Source organism: Stanieria cyanosphaera PCC 7437, assembly GCF_000317575.1.
Lineage (GTDB): Bacteria > Cyanobacteriota > Cyanobacteriia > Cyanobacteriales > Xenococcaceae > Stanieria > Stanieria cyanosphaera.
On the sequence record NC_019748.1, the window covers coordinates 18,792 to 33,341 of the forward strand.

Below are 14,550 nucleotides of genomic sequence, written 5' to 3' on the forward strand. Positions count from 1 at the left end.
GATGCGGATCGCTAAGTACTAGGTTATTTTATCAAAATTCCTCTAGCCTGATGCCTGACATTAATGATTGGATTGTCTCCTTGAAAAAGAAATATGAATCCCAAATGATATAACTGTATATTCCAACTACAACAATGACCAGCAGTAACTTAAATTGAGTTAGTTTACCAGTACTAGCGTACGTTAAACAATGTAATAAAAAAGGAGTTGTTAGATAAAAATAGCCTCCATAGCCAATTGCTATTAATAAAAATTTTAAGTAATCGTTAGGACAATATGTAGAAAATTTCAACCAAATAAATATACCGAATATACCTAAAAGAAATTGGATAAAAATACTATTGAAAACAGTAAAAAAAACTATTGTCTTGGGTTGTTTTTTCTGCATACAAGCTTTAATAAAGCAAAATGTTGTTTGCTATTTTTTTAAATAAGTTTATTTTCAGTAATTGTACATAGAAAAACTTAGACTTTTTTTAAAGAAATCAATAACTTTTTAATAAAAATATAAAGAAATAGTTAATTAACTTTTAGGGAAATTTAATCTGGAAGAAACTAAAAACTAATAGTCTTTTCTTTAACAACTTTTTCTAGCTAAAGCAGCAGCAGCTTTGTTATTTTGAGCATAGACAGTTTTACTTAAATAGTTTCCAATGCTTCACAGTTTTATCCCTCCAGAACGCTATTTTCCCTATCTCACCTGGACAGAAATTGCAGAGATGCCCGAGCGAGAAAACGTGGTAATTATTCAACCAATCGGTGCGGTTGAACAACATGGTCCTCATCTACCAATTATTGTCGATGCTGCAATTAGTATGGGAGTATTAGGTAAAGCTCTTCACCAACTAGATCTAAGTATTCCCGCTTACGCTTTACCTTGTCTTTATTATGGGAAATCTAACGAACATTGGGATTTTCCTGGCACTATTACTCTGAGTGCAGAAACTTTGTTAGCTGTGATTTGGGAAATGGCAGAAAGTATCTATCGTTCTGGATTTAGGAAACTTGTGTTAATGAATTCTCACGGTGGACAACCACAAATTATGGAAATCGCAGCTAGAGATATTCATCAAAAATACCCAGATTTTGCAATATTTCCCTTATTTACTTGGCGAGTACCCCACCTGGCAGCAGAATTATTAACTCCACAAGAGTTAGAGTATGGTATTCATGCTGGAGATGCCGAAACCAGTATCATGCTATCTTTACTGCCAGAACAAGTAAAAATGGAACGAGCAGTTAAAGAATACCCTGCCGAACTACCAGAAACAAGTTTATTAAGCATGGAAGGAAAATTACCTTTTGCTTGGTTAACTAAAGAATTAACGAAAAGTGGTGTGATGGGAGATGCGACAGTAGCGAGTCAAGCCAAAGGCGATCGCATTTTGGCTTCGGTTGCTCAGGGTTGGGTTAAAGTAATTCAAGATATTTATACATTTCGTCAACCAAATATCTCAAGTTAAATTTCCCTATTTTTATAAGTTACTTCTTGTACTTGCCCAGGCTGTCCTAAGATTTTTTTCTGTCCGTCATTAAAAGTAACCACTACTCCCCCTGCATTACCTGCCCGAAGAGTGATTTGTTCGTTACCTACCCAAGTACGATGAGTTCCTTTGGGTAAAATACCTTCAAAATCGATTTCGCCATCTACCATTACTTTTAACCAGCAGCGATCTTTTAATGTAATATCTACTACGACCGATTTGTCTGACTCAGAAACTACTTTAGAAATAGATAGAGATTGATTATTTTGGTTAGTATTTTCAATCGCGACAGAAGAACTATTCGGAATAAGTTCTTTTACTTGAGTATTTTGAACAATAGTAGGACGTTCAACTAATCCAGTAATAATACCTAAAGATGCTCCTATGACCGCAATGTAGAGTAAATATAAATGCGTCGAACGTAACTGAAAAGGAAACAAAGACCTTCCCCAGAAGGATTTACGCTTGACAACGGACTTAGGAGGAGCAAACACTCCACGCTTTGGCGAAGTCGGAATCGTCGTTAGATCAAGATCTATTTCAGCATGAATCGTGGCAGCAAATTTTTTAACCAAAGCTTGAATATAAATAGGTTCTGGTAATTCTTGAACATCGCCAGACTCAATCGCTTTTAATATACGAATTGAGATTAGAGTTTGAGATGAAATTGTTTCCAAAGATACTCCTCGTTCGAGTCGAATTGCTTGTAATTCGGCTCCAATTTTTTTTAGCTTTTTTTGTTGCTCTATCTGAATATTTGTGTTATCTTGCTTCATGAACTGCGCTCCTGCTTTAGTGCAGCTAAATTGTTAGAGTTGGAATCAATTGTTTTTTTGAGAAAGGCAACTTCTTTTTTTTGCAGATATCGATAATTACCTGGCAATAGCATAGGTTGTTTAGGAAGCTGTAAGCTGATCTCTCCAATAGCTGTTCGATGCAGTTTAAGCACTTGATATCCTAATTGCTCTGCAATTCTGCGTATTTGACGATTGCGACCTTCAGTGAGAATAATCTCGAGCAAGGTGTTTTCGGCGTTTTGCTTGACTACTCTAACTTGAGCAGGCAAAGTCTTCCTGCCAGATAGATAGATACCTCTGCGCCAAAGATTTAATTCGGCGTCAGTAGGATGTCCATCAATCCAAACTAAGTAAGTTTTTGGCAGGTGATAACGTGGATGTGTGAGGGTAAGAGTTAAATCGCCATCATTAGTTAACAGTAAAGCACCAGAGGAGTTAAGATCGAGTCTTCCAACTGGGTATATTCCCTGTCCTTCTTTTAGTGTAGCAGGTAGTAGATCGAGAACGGTAGTTCTATTTTGCGGGTCATTACAAGTTGAAACAACTCCAGCAGGTTTATTTAACAATAGGTAAACTAAGTCAGGACGATTAACAGGTTTAATTTTGCGACCATCTACTTCTAATCGATCTACTTTTAAATTTACTTTGTCCCCCAGTTTGACTACTTTACCGTTAAGACTAACTCGTCCAGCTAAAATCATTTTCTCTGCTTGACGACGAGAAGCAATTCCCCATTGAGATAATATTTTCTGGACTCGTTCTGTCATGGTTAAGGATTCTCCTACTAAGCGCGTAAATATAAATATTACAAAAAGACACTTATCTCTGATTTTGGGGAATCTACTTAATATATTTCCCAAAAATCCGATAAACTTAACAGTCTAAGCAAAAGAATGTCAGGAAATTATAAGTTTTACTACAGAGTGATTTAGATATTTAATGATTAGTAAAGTACTTTCCACAGCAGTAAGTTTATGGCTGAGATCCCAAGTAGAACGAATAGAAGAGTTAAAACTAGAAATTATTGGTAATAATCGGCAAATTTTGCAGGGCTATATTCCTAAAGTTTTGTTTTATAGTAATAGTGCAGTTTATCAAGGACTCCATTTACGTCAAGTTCAGCTACAAGCAGTAAATATAAAAATCAATTTAGCCGAAATCCTCAAAGGGAAACCATTAAAATTACTTGAACCAATTCCAGTCACCGGCAAAGTATTATTATCAGCAACTGATTTAAATGCTTCTTTAACATCCAGTTTGCTTTTAGATGGTTTGAGAGATGTATTGATTAATTTATTGAAGTCTCAAGAAATCGCTCCTTCCTCTGTCAATCTAGATGATTATCAAATTAGCTGGCAGAATATCGCTTTATTAGACCAAAAAATAATGATTGAGGGATGTGTTTGCGATCTCGGCAAAGCCGAGGCGCGTAGCGATCGCCACGGAAAAGTCAATCCTCTAAGTATATCTACTAGTTTGCAATTAGCTAATTGTCATACTTTATTATTGTCGCCTTTTGTAGTTGCAGGATTACCAGAACTACAAGTAATTCAATCTCAGTCTCTGGAGATTGATTTAGGGGAAGAAGTAGTCATTGAACATTTAGAGCTTGTCTGGGAAAGTTTGACTTGTGTAGGTAGTTTAACAGTTATGCCTTAGTACTCTGTTGATTTAGATTTAAAAATAATTGCCAACGTGAGTGTGGGATATGTCCCAATACTACGTCAATAATAAAATACTTTTTAGCCTTTTGTGCGATCGCTGTTGAGTTCAATTTTTTTATGACATAAATTAAGACGATTGTAGTACTTAAAAACTACCAACTTCAATTAATTCACCTCACCTGGTTGAATCATCAATCACGTACTTGTGGGATTAATGGCAATTTTAAGAATGTACTTAATCTGCGAATAAAGCAGTTTATTTTTTAGGGGAAAAATTAATCCCGACAAAAATAGTCGGGTATGTTTGACTCGTATTTTTACCTGTGATACTATCGAAGCCACTGTTGACGGAATTAATTAAATTAGGAATATTTAGTCATGACTCAGGCGATCGATACTAAACCTTCATGTTTTACACCCACCTTCACCAAGTTAGTTTCCAAAGAAGGTGGGGTTGAATATCCACTAGAAGCTTTAAATGTTTGTGAAGAAACCTTTTCTCCTTTAGAAGTTGCTTACGACTATGATGCAATTCGTCGTCAAGTCAGCCGCGAAACCATTCAAGCTGGTCCAAACTCAATTTGGCGTTATAAAGCTTTTTTACCCGTAGCTAGCGAAAACCCCATTGATGTCGGCACGGGAATGACTCCTTTAGTTAAGTCCAATCGTTTAGCTCGTCGCCTGGGTCTAAAAAATCTCTACATTAAAAATGATGCCGTCAATATGCCTACCCTGAGTTTTAAAGATAGGGTAGTCTCAGTTGCGCTCACTCGTGCTAAAGAATTAGGTTTTACCACCGTTTCTTGTGCTAGTACTGGTAATCTAGCAAATTCCACTGCTGCGATCGCTGCTCATGCTGGTTTAGACTGCTGCGTTTTCATTCCTGCTGATTTGGAAGCTGGCAAGGTTTTGGGTACACTGATATACAACCCTACAGTAATGGCAGTCAAAGGTAACTACGATCAAGTAAACCGTCTTTGCTCAGAAGTTGGTAACACTTATGGTTGGGGATTTGTTAATATCAATCTTCGTCCTTACTATTCAGAAGGTTCTAAAACCCTTGGTTTTGAAGTTGCCGAACAATTAGGTTGGAAGTTACCAGATCATATTGTTGCACCTTTAGCTTCTGGTTCTTTGTATACTAAAATTTATAAAGGTTTCCAAGAGTTCGTTAAAGTTGGATTGGTTGAAGATAAACCAGTTCGTTTCAGTGGCGCACAAGCAGAAGGTTGTTCTCCGATTGCTCAAGCTTTTAAAGAAGCAAGAGATTTTGTTGCACCAGTAAGACCTAATACTATTGCTAAATCAATTGCAATTGGTAACCCTGCTGATGGTATCTATGCTTTAGAAGTTGCTCGCAAAACCAACGGTAATATTGAATCAGTTAATGATGCTGAAATTATTGAAGGAATCAAACTGTTAGCTGAAACCGAAGGCATCTTTACTGAAACTGCTGGCGGTACTACTATTGCAGTCCTCAAAAAATTAGTAGAAGCAGGTAAAATCGACCCTGAAGAAACTACAGTAGTTTATATTACTGGTAATGGACTCAAGACTCAAGAAGCAGTCCAAGGTTATATTGGCGAACCTTTACTAATCGAACCTAAACTAGATAGCTTCGAGCGTGCGCTAGAACGTTCTCGTACTCTCGAACGCCTCGAATGGCAACAAGTTAGTGTTTAATTTTAAATTTCTCTATTTTCTTTTTTCTGATTTGTTTTGTAGTTAACTATGGCTGTAAAAGTATTAATTCCCACTCCCTTACAAAAATTCACTAACAATCAAGCAACTCTTGAATGTGGTGGTAGCAGTATTAGCGAACTGATCGATGCGCTAGAAAATAACTGTCCAGGAATCAAAGCTCGTATTTGTGATGAAACTGGTCAACCTCGACGCTTTTTAAACCTTTATGTTAATAGCGAAGATATTCGTTTCTTAGAAGGAACTAATACCACTTTAGCGGATGGAGATGAAGTAAGTATTGTTCCTGCAGTAGCTGGAGGCTAAATTATTTTTCTTAAGTTTAATAATTCCGTAACAGCAAGGTGGGTTAATAACCCGCCTTTTTTTGGTTGATTGTTCTTTCCAATACAAAAAGTTTTGTAATAATTCGTTATCTTAGGTTTGATAAATAACGCTAGCTAGCATATAAAAAAAATAGGCTTTTATTTTATACCTATAATTTGAATCTTCCTACTTGGATTACTTTATCCCGTTTACTGGGATTACCTGTGCTGCTCTATTTGTTGCAAGACCCTTCTTCAGAGCAACGGCTTTATGCAATGTTGATTTTTTTAGTAGCAGCAGGAACGGATTGGGTAGATGGTTATCTGGCCCGTAAATTAGATTTAGTTACAGAATTAGGCAAGTTTCTCGATCCCTTAGTCGATAAATTGCTGGTTTTAGGGACAATGTTGGCTTTAATTGAGCTACAACAAATACCAGCTTGGGGAGTCTGTTTAATCTTAGCTAGAGAATTAGCGATCGCAGGATGGCGGATTAATCCCAACTTAACAGGTAGCAGCACTATTCAAGGAGCCAACCTTTGGGGAAAGTTAAAAACTGTCAGTCAAATAATTGCGATCGCATTGTTAATTTCACCTTGGTCTGAAACTTGGCGAATTCTTTCCTTGACTGCTTTTTGGTTATGTGTAAGTTTGACTTTGATTTCTGGCGTAATTTATATTTTGCCACCACCAGAACAAGTAAAAAGCGCGCAGCGTCCTGAGTGAGCGCGAAGGATCAAAGTAAAAAGTTTTTTACTACTAATTAAACCGATTTGATGTGAACTCTTCATAAATCTAAACAGAAACAAATAAAAATATTGAGGTGCAATTAAACAATTGCACCTAGTCTTGATCTTTTAAGTGAGAGTTTTCTTGCTAATTATCTTCCCATTCCGACTGGATTATCTGGTCGGTGAGGAGGTACAGTAGTAGTACGCACTGTTCTAGATTTTCTTGCTCCTACAGAAGCTCCAATTAAAGAAGCAGCTAAACCAAGTAAAGAACCGATAATAAATGACCAAGCTGCTCTTGCGGAATAACCAGCAAGCTCACGAGCTTGATTAGGAGAAATATTTGGAGGTTGATTAGGAATATCGACTCCGCCTGGTTGTTGAACTTGGTTTAATAGTTCACCAGCATTAGAAGCTAAGACACCAAAAGCACCTGAAACCCCGCTAGCAAGTAACCAAGCACTAATAGCTAAAGTTGTTGCCCACAGAATCAACCCATGTAAAAGGGCAGTTTTGCTATTCATGGGACTACAGGTATTGGCAGCTACCCAACTTCCTAAGAATAGGGCAATTAACAAGCTAATAATCGACCAAATACCAACACCCCAACCAACTGAATTAGGATCGCTTCCTTCCGCTCTAGCTGACAAACCAATTGCTACACCTAAAGCACTTAAAATCAGTTGTGTTGCGATCGCAACAACAATTCCAGCAAAAATCGGCCCCCATCTAACGCGGTCGCGATCATTAACTACTGTAGCAATAGTAGGTTCAACTACACGATTTTCTAAAGGTTCTGCATAAGACATAATTATTTTGCTCTCTTTTTTTAGTTAGGTTAATTTTTTGTAATTTAATCAAGTAATGATCGATAATTTTATAGATATTGAGGTTTTCATATCTCTATCAAACGACATAAAAATATCCATAAATTGGTTTAGTTTTATGAAAATAAAGCAAAATAAGCTGTATCTTCTAGCTCATTAGCTTTTTCAACCTTAAAATAGCCAACTGTTAACAAAAAATTCCAAAAAATCGAGTAACTAAATTTCCTTTTTTAGTATTGTATATCGACAAAAAATAGCTTCATTTAGACGACTTGCTTGAATTAATTTAATTTAACTATTTAAGTAAAAGGGTTTTTAAACACTATTTTTTTTGACTTACTGAGGTTAATTATTTGTTATAAAACAATAAACATTAATAGTGATCCCGATAATTTAAATTAAATAAAAAAGTATTGCAATTCCTTTTTATCTCAATTAATAGATTGTTTTTATCTACTAAAAGTAAAATTAATTAAACTACACAACAAACTCTTAACAATTTTTTTTTAAAATCTTTGTAAATTTGAGTAAATTGCTGTCTTTAGAAATTTTTATACTTTAGCAAGATAAAATAAACCTATCAAGCAGGTCAGTTTCTTAATTCGGATTGTGCGTGAATAAAAAATTGTTTTATTGCATGATAAATTGAGCTAATTGCATTCAATACGAAATTCGATTACCGTAGTTAAAGGCTTTAATTAGGAATCAATACTTCTGTCTCCATCTTCCTGCCTCGATGCGCTTGATCTTGGGTTTAAGGATTGTATATAAACAGGATTTAGGATAAATTGTCATAAATAAAAGGGTAATCAAAAATTGCAAATATATTCTTGGCACAAACTATTAATTTTACTGCTATTAATTCTCGGCGCAATTATAGTTTTATTGCCTTTAGGTATAGTCTTAATAACTTCCTTGGCATCCTCTGACGTAATTCCAGGAACAGCTTCTACTACTTATACTTGGACTAATTATCAAGAAGCTTGGCAACGAGGTAAATTTTTATTAGCTTTTACTAATTCAACTATTGTGGCTTTAGCGGTCACTGCGGGGCAAATTTTTACTTCTGCTTTAGCTGGTTATGCGTTGGCAAGATTAAAGTTTAAAGGAAAAGAGGCAATTTTATTATTAATTTTAGCTACTTTAGTTATTCCTTTTCAATTATTAGTAATTCCCATCTTTGTCGTCTTAAAGTGGGGACATTTGATTAATACTTATTGGGCATTAATTTTACCAACTGCTGCAAATGGTTTTGGTATTTTTTTAATGCGACAATATTTTGTAACCATTCCTGTAGAATTAGAAGAAGCAGCCATGCTAGATGGAGCAAATCGCTGGCAAATCTTAACAAAAATTATGTTACCTTTATCTCGTCCTGCTTTGGTAACACTTTTTTTATTTACTTTTATTGGCGAGTGGAATGATTTATTCAAGCCTTTAGTATTTACTACTCGTCCAGAATTAAGAACAGTGCAATTAGCTTTAGCCGAATTTCAAGAAGAGTTTACCAACAGTTGGCCATTGTTAATGGCAGCAGTAGTAATTGCAACTATTCCAGTAATCTTATTATTTTTACTTGGTCAGCGTCAATTTATTCAAGGGATTGGTACAACGGGGATTAAAAATTAAACTATTGTTTTCTATCAGGATGCCCAAACCAGGAGCGGACGCGATCGCTGTATTTGTTTTGAAGTAGTTGTTCTACATCTTGCATATCACCATTTACAGCTACCCAATCATTAAGATCAGGAAATTCGCGTTGACAATTTTCACATTTTTTGTCACTGTAAAAACGAATCGGACACCAAAAAGATTCTACATTTCGCAACATTTCCGCTCCCAAAGCGTATACTCCCGTCATCCAGTCGCAATAAAGACACCAAATTAGGTCATGTCCTACTAATCCTTGAAATTTATGACGGCTGACGTTAATCCAATCACTATGTTTGTAGTTAGGAAATCCTAATGCCCAAATCAAAATGGGATATACAGTAACCTGAGCAAGACGAATCAAACAAAATGCTGGTACAACGATAATTGTTGACCACAAGGCAATGTGATTGCGCCACCAACCAATTTGCTGATTGAGAAAGCTAACTATTCGAGGTCCTCTAACAACATTGCGATGAACTAGTTCATGAACAAAAATCCACAGTTGCATCGTTGCAATTTGAACTGCTACAGCAGTCATGATTCCCCATATTCCGCCCCATAAAGCACCAATCAACCAAGGTATCCACAGCATTAGTGAAACAAGCAAGTCCAGTCCTGGTGCTTTCGTAATAGCTTCGATCAAATTTTTACCGAATAAACCTAAATTTGGCACGAATGTCAAACATAGAATGAGAGTAATTTCTAGGCTGAAAGTTACTAAGGCAACTATCGTAAGTGCATTCATTATTTTTTCTTTTAGATTTTTTTAATCATTTAACTGTCGAGCTTTTTAAGGATTTAACTATAATTTTGTTATAGATAAATTGACTACAAAATAAAATTAATTTTTTTTATTTCTTTCTGGTTTTATCTCGCAGTTAAATCAAAAATTTAAGGCAAATATACCTACACGACGCTAAAATAAGAATTTTTTTGAAAGATGAGTATTACTTATTCATAAAAGAGTTTTTGTATTAAATTAAAACTAGGAGGTTCTGATGAATTCTCTTACCAATTTAAATAGTAAATTACATCAAAATGTTTCTGTAGGAAAAAACATTAAGCGTACAAGTTATTTGACTAACAAGTTAACTAATTCAATGGTTAGAGTGATAAATTCTTTGCAAATGGCATTGGCAGAGAGTTATATTAACGGGCTAGAAATTCCTGACTCGACAGTAAAATCTATTTTGGATACTTTTATCCCAATTTTATATACCAAATTTCCTTCTTTTTTAGTTGCTTACGATTGGGTAATCCGAGAAAGCAATCAACTAGCAGAAGGTTCGCAAAAGTTGATGAAAATTCAGTATAATCTGCCGACAGAAATGTTCAAACTCATGTTAGGAGAAGGAGAATTAATTTATCCTAAATACAGCATGGCATTATGGGAAAAAGGCGCACTTAATTTAGAACAAGCTCAAATGCAGATGTTAGAAGATTTAATTACCAAATTGGGCATTCAAGATGGAGACGAAATTTTAGACTTAGGATGTGGATGGGGAAGTGCTGCTAACTATATTTTGTCTAAATTTCCTAATGCTACAGTAACTGGTCTTAATTTAAGTAGCGAACAATGTAAATATATGCGTCAAAAAATGCAAGACCGAAATAGTTATTTAAGTTCAGGTCGATTTAAGTTATTGGAAGCAGATTTTAATCAGGTTCAGCTTGAAAATAAATTCGACAAAATTATTACAATCGGATTTTTTGAACACGTCGGAAATTTAACTCAATCTTTCCAAAAAATGGCTTCTTTATTAAAAGAAAATGGCAAAGTATTTTTGCATATTATCTCGATTCGTTTTCCTCATAATGCCTATTGTCCTTTTTTAAATAAATACATTTTCCCCAATATGCGAATTTGGAATTTCGATGCCACTCTCAAAAGCGATCGCGATTTAAAAACAATTGATAGATGGTATATCAACGGCTCTAATTACGCTAAAACCTTAAGCAGTTGGTTAACGAATTTTGATGCTCATCAGGAAAAAATCAAAACTTTAAATTTTGGGATGGATTATGCTAAGTTTCGACGTATTTGGAGACTTTATCTAATTTGGTGTATTGCTTATTTTGAAGCTTGTAATGGTGAAATCTTAGGTAATGCTCAGTATTTAATGACTCAAGTATAAAATACTCTACTTGCTTGATTTGACGAATGATCTTTTGATGTTTTTGGCAATTTATATCAAGCCAGCTAAAGCTCCCGTTGTATCAACCTGATTAAGATTTCCGCTATCAGATTTCTTCTCTAGGAATAGCAACCAGCAACCAAGGTTTATTGGCTTCTCCAGGCTGTGTTTCGATCATTTTTTGTCCCTCAAAAAAATTGACTAGAGTTTTAAAGCTTTTAAAGCTTGTATTCCTCATATCAAGTCCAGGATCTGATAGTTTCATGCGATCGTGAATGACTGAGATATTACAAGGAAGTTTATCTGGATCGATTGTATTAAGCACTTCGATAAAAGCTTTTTTCGCAAGTTCATCATTTTCTTGTTGGTCACTTTTATTTATCTTTTGAAGAGAATTTTGTTCGGATTCATAATAGTCTTCTAAGTAAAGCAATTTATCGAATGCGTTTGATAAGATTGCTCGCTCTCGATCCTGCTTTCTACATACCAGCCAAACATCTTTGCCATAAGTTCTCAGCTTTTCTCCAATCACAGTAAAATCAGAATCACTGGTTAAAAATATATAGCGATTGATATTAGGATTATTTAAATAAAGAGACTCGAAAGCATCAATGCTGATAAAAAGATCGGCTCTATTCTTTTTTTCTCCAATGCGAATCGTATGAATCATGTAAAATCCAAGTTCTGACAGTTGTTTTTTAAAATCTGTATTAACAGAATCTAATAAGCCGTAAGCTCTTTTAATTGAAAAAACTGGTTTGATAGCAGAATGATTCCCTTGATTGGACTCTAACTCTAACTGTTTGATTAAAGCTTTCAATTGAAATTTACTACACGGTATGTTTTCAAGATCGATATAAATTGCCACAAATAATCTATTCATAAAAATTTGATTTGACCACAAAGTACCTAAAGATCGCGGTCGCATTGCCAATCAATAACTAATATACGGCAGCAAACTGGTTTTTGTTCCATTAAGGTGCAAAGCATCGCAAGCGATCTAGTGAACACCAACAATCAAAGGAGGAAAAAAGAGGAAAAGCGATCGCGCTTGAACTTGCATAAAAAAATAGACCTCAACGTAACTAGAGAGTGAAGACAAACAACAACAAAAACAAACAAAATTCTTTTAGAGGTCTAGAACAATGAAAAATACGCTTTAATCATCTCCACTCTCGCTTTAACTCTCTCTCCCGTAGCTGCATTTGCCGGGCAAGCACAAAGTAATGTTCAAGCTGGTTCTAATGCTGCTGTTACCCATGGCATTGGGAATGTTACTAACCAAGCTGTTTCTAACGATTTAACTCAAACTCAATTAGGTTTAGATGGTTACAGTATCGATCCTCAAATCCAACAATCGGTACAAGCTGGACAAAACCAAAGTGCTACTTCAGGTATCGGCAATGTAACTAACCAAGGTGTTTACAACAGTGCTGATCAATTACAATCTGACTTTGATTATCTTCCCTACTAAGAATTAAATCTAGCTTTCTTTTAAAATGAATTTACCGGCATTAATTGCCCCGATTATAGTTATTAATTTTTCCACTCAGGTCTAAAAAGTTTTAAGATTTAACTCTAGACCTCTATGACCGAAATCTGCCTAACGATACCTTGGCAGTGATTGGTCATTTTTTTATTAAGGAAAATAAGTTTATTTAACCCGAACTCAGGTTACTTAATTTAATTAAGTTAATTCACTTCTTGTCTTTTATTGACACTCAAACCACCAAGGATCGGGAACGGAATTTGTCTTTACCAAAAAAGCTTTTTTCCGCAGAAACCGCATTAATCCTGCCGAACCCATCCGTGAACCACCTAAACCAGAGTATTTGAAAGAATTTTTTTCTCCTTCATAGATTAAACCAGTAAGTGCTGCATCATTAATCGAAATGGCACCAGCATCTATCTGTTTGGCAATTTCTAACGCTTCTGATTCTTCGCCTGCAAAGATTGCTGCACTCAATCCGTAAATTGTATCGTTTGCCAAGTGAATTGCTTCTTTTACAGTAGAGAAAGCCATTACAGGCATAATCGGAGCAAATGTTTCTAGACTCATCACTTTCATAGAATGATTGACTTGAGTCAGCACTGTCGGAGTACACCACCATCCACCACCCTTTTTTTCTACTTGACCGCCACAACGAATAATAGCCCCTTTTTCGCACGCATCTTGTAAATGTTCGATGATAATAGCTGCTTGTCTCTCGGCAATAATGGGACCAATTTCTCCGCTTTCAATTGTAGGATAAGCTAATTTTAAACGTTCCGCTTTGGTAACTAGCTTATCTACAAACTCTTCAAAAATAGATTCAGCAACGTAAATCCGTTCGATTGAAAGACATGACTGCCCTGTATTAACTACCGAACCCCACAAAATTGCTGATGTGGCTAACTCTAAATTAGCGGATGACAGTACGATTGCGGGATCTTTGCCTCCTAATTCTAAAAAAGCTGGAATAAAGCGTTTAGCTGCTGCTTCTGCGACTTTGCGTCCTGTTGCTATACTACCTGTAAAGCAAACTAAATCTACATATTCGATTAAAGTCGCTCCAGTTTCGCCTCCCCCCTCAACAAAAGTTAAGACATCGCGTAAATCAGGGACTGCATTTATTGCTGTCATCAGAGGTTTTACAAAACGAGAAGTAATCTCACTAGGTTTGACGATAACTGCACAACCAGCTATTAATGCAGGAATGGTATCGATGGTAGACAGTAAGAGGGGAAAATTCCAAGGGCTAATTACCCCAACTAGAGGATAAGGAACTAAGGTTTGCTTTAGATGAATAAAGGGAATTGTGGTAGCTTTTTCAGATTCTTGTAATAATTCTGGAGCTAATCTACACCAGCGATCAATTCCTGAGAGAAACGAATTAATTTCTAAAACCGAAATTGACAATCTTCCCGTGTCATTTATTAAAGTTTCAGTAAGGTTCGTCCGCTGAGATAATATGGCTTGTTTCCATTGCTGTAAAGCTTCAATCCGACCTTCAACACCAATTTGCTGCCATTGAATTTGTCCTTGACGCAAATGCAAACATTTCTGTTCCAGCAAATTATTAGATGGTGGAACAATTTCATAATCAAGTTTTCCAGTTCGAGGATTACGAACTTGTATTGATTTATTCATTAACTATTATAATTATTAATCAATAAATAATGTTGAAATAAGCTAGTCTTTGTCTAAAAATTTCTCTATTTACTCCAATATTTTGTTCGGCAAAGAGAAAAACATCAATTGGATTTACTGGAA

14 protein-coding genes are annotated in these 14,550 nt (G+C 35.5%); 8 read left to right on the forward strand and 6 right to left on the reverse strand.

All coding sequences use genetic code 11. From position 1 onward, the window contains the following. Positions 1 to 653: 653 nt before the first annotated feature. A complete protein-coding gene (locus STA7437_RS00095; RefSeq protein WP_015191319.1) occupies positions 654 to 1,463 on the forward strand; it encodes a creatininase family protein in 810 nt (269 codons plus the stop codon). Here STA7437_RS00095 and STA7437_RS00100 read toward each other — a convergent pair. Then, complete coding sequence (locus STA7437_RS00100) at positions 1,460 to 2,260, reverse strand: helix-turn-helix domain-containing protein (protein ID WP_015191320.1); 801 nt, start codon at positions 2,258 to 2,260, stop codon at positions 1,460 to 1,462. The genes STA7437_RS00095 and STA7437_RS00100 overlap by 4 nt on opposite strands. Further along, positions 2,257 to 3,048, reverse strand: coding sequence for a pseudouridine synthase (locus STA7437_RS00105; protein ID WP_015191321.1), 792 nt, complete (start codon positions 3,046 to 3,048; stop codon positions 2,257 to 2,259). Before STA7437_RS00105 ends, STA7437_RS00100 begins: the two co-directional genes overlap by 4 nt. A 172-nt stretch (positions 3,049 to 3,220) precedes the next feature. On the opposite strand from STA7437_RS00105, the gene STA7437_RS00110 reads away from it, so the two are divergent. The 4 genes from STA7437_RS00110 (at position 3,221) to pgsA (ending at position 6,677) form a co-directional block, all read left to right on the forward strand. Continuing rightward, a complete protein-coding gene (locus tag STA7437_RS00110) occupies positions 3,221 to 3,940 on the forward strand; it encodes an LmeA family phospholipid-binding protein (RefSeq protein ID WP_015191322.1) in 720 nt (239 codons plus the stop codon). A gap of 383 nt (positions 3,941 to 4,323) precedes the next feature. After that, on the forward strand, positions 4,324 to 5,628 hold the full coding sequence (gene thrC, locus STA7437_RS00115; protein WP_015191323.1) for a threonine synthase: 1,305 nt from the start codon (positions 4,324 to 4,326) through the stop codon (positions 5,626 to 5,628). A gap of 48 nt (positions 5,629 to 5,676) precedes the next feature. Continuing rightward, positions 5,677 to 5,952 (forward strand): MoaD/ThiS family protein, encoded by a 276-nt coding sequence (locus STA7437_RS00120; RefSeq protein ID WP_015191324.1) that lies wholly within the window; start codon positions 5,677 to 5,679, stop codon positions 5,950 to 5,952. A 176-nt stretch (positions 5,953 to 6,128) separates the two neighbouring features. Then, entirely contained in the window at positions 6,129 to 6,677 is a 549-nt protein-coding gene (gene pgsA / locus STA7437_RS00125; RefSeq protein WP_015191325.1) for a CDP-diacylglycerol--glycerol-3-phosphate 3-phosphatidyltransferase, read from the forward strand. Positions 6,678 to 6,831: 154 nt separating this feature from the next. Here pgsA and STA7437_RS00130 read toward each other — a convergent pair whose 3' ends face one another. After that, the gene (locus STA7437_RS00130) at positions 6,832 to 7,491 is read right to left on the reverse strand and encodes a hypothetical protein (RefSeq protein ID WP_015191326.1); all 660 of its coding nucleotides are present in this window, start codon (positions 7,489 to 7,491) and stop codon (positions 6,832 to 6,834) included. Between the two features lie 834 nt (positions 7,492 to 8,325). On the opposite strand from STA7437_RS00130, the gene STA7437_RS00135 reads away from it, so the two are divergent. Then, positions 8,326 to 9,138: a carbohydrate ABC transporter permease gene (locus tag STA7437_RS00135; protein WP_015191327.1), complete on the forward strand. Its 813-nt coding sequence runs from the start codon at positions 8,326 to 8,328 to the stop codon at positions 9,136 to 9,138. Position 9,139: 1 nt separating this feature from the next. On the opposite strand, the gene STA7437_RS00140 is transcribed toward STA7437_RS00135, so the two are convergent. Beyond that, positions 9,140 to 9,907, reverse strand: a complete 768-nt coding sequence (locus STA7437_RS00140; RefSeq protein WP_015191328.1) for a hypothetical protein — start codon at positions 9,905 to 9,907, stop codon at positions 9,140 to 9,142. Positions 9,908 to 10,160: 253 nt separating this feature from the next. Between STA7437_RS00140 and STA7437_RS00145 the strand changes: the two genes are divergently transcribed. Beyond that, complete coding sequence (locus STA7437_RS00145) at positions 10,161 to 11,297, forward strand: SAM-dependent methyltransferase (RefSeq protein ID WP_015191329.1); 1,137 nt, start codon at positions 10,161 to 10,163, stop codon at positions 11,295 to 11,297. Between the two features lie 106 nt (positions 11,298 to 11,403). Here STA7437_RS00145 and STA7437_RS00150 read toward each other — a convergent pair whose 3' ends face one another. Continuing rightward, positions 11,404 to 12,180 (reverse strand): NYN domain-containing protein, encoded by a 777-nt coding sequence (locus STA7437_RS00150; RefSeq protein ID WP_071882358.1) that lies wholly within the window; start codon positions 12,178 to 12,180, stop codon positions 11,404 to 11,406. A 279-nt stretch (positions 12,181 to 12,459) separates the two neighbouring features. On the opposite strand from STA7437_RS00150, the gene STA7437_RS27005 reads away from it, so the two are divergent. After that, the gene (locus tag STA7437_RS27005) at positions 12,460 to 12,771 is read left to right on the forward strand and encodes a hypothetical protein (RefSeq protein WP_083856878.1); all 312 of its coding nucleotides are present in this window, start codon (positions 12,460 to 12,462) and stop codon (positions 12,769 to 12,771) included. Between the two features lie 237 nt (positions 12,772 to 13,008). Here STA7437_RS27005 and STA7437_RS00155 read toward each other — a convergent pair whose 3' ends face one another. After that, positions 13,009 to 14,427 carry an aldehyde dehydrogenase family protein gene (locus tag STA7437_RS00155; protein ID WP_015191331.1) on the reverse strand — a complete coding sequence of 473 codons (1,419 nt, stop codon included), beginning with the start codon at positions 14,425 to 14,427 and terminating at the stop codon, positions 13,009 to 13,011. Between the last annotated feature and the right edge of the window lie 123 nt (positions 14,428 to 14,550).

Coding starts and splice junctions, on each gene's coding strand:
- STA7437_RS00095 (WP_015191319.1), top strand. CDS start 654: ATGCTTCACAGTTTTATCCCTCCAGAACGCTATTTTCCCTATCTCACC.
- STA7437_RS00100 (WP_015191320.1), bottom strand. CDS start 2,260: ATGAAGCAAGATAACACAAATATTCAGATAGAGCAACAAAAAAAGCTA.
- STA7437_RS00105 (WP_015191321.1), bottom strand. CDS start 3,048: ATGACAGAACGAGTCCAGAAAATATTATCTCAATGGGGAATTGCTTCT.
- STA7437_RS00110 (WP_015191322.1), top strand. CDS start 3,221: ATGATTAGTAAAGTACTTTCCACAGCAGTAAGTTTATGGCTGAGATCC.
- thrC (WP_015191323.1), top strand. CDS start 4,324: ATGACTCAGGCGATCGATACTAAACCTTCATGTTTTACACCCACCTTC.
- STA7437_RS00120 (WP_015191324.1), top strand. CDS start 5,677: ATGGCTGTAAAAGTATTAATTCCCACTCCCTTACAAAAATTCACTAAC.
- STA7437_RS00130 (WP_015191326.1), bottom strand. CDS start 7,491: ATGTCTTATGCAGAACCTTTAGAAAATCGTGTAGTTGAACCTACTATT.
- STA7437_RS00140 (WP_015191328.1), bottom strand. CDS start 9,907: ATGAATGCACTTACGATAGTTGCCTTAGTAACTTTCAGCCTAGAAATT.
- STA7437_RS00145 (WP_015191329.1), top strand. CDS start 10,161: ATGAATTCTCTTACCAATTTAAATAGTAAATTACATCAAAATGTTTCT.
- STA7437_RS00150 (WP_071882358.1), bottom strand. CDS start 12,180: ATGAATAGATTATTTGTGGCAATTTATATCGATCTTGAAAACATACCG.
- STA7437_RS00155 (WP_015191331.1), bottom strand. CDS start 14,427: ATGAATAAATCAATACAAGTTCGTAATCCTCGAACTGGAAAACTTGAT.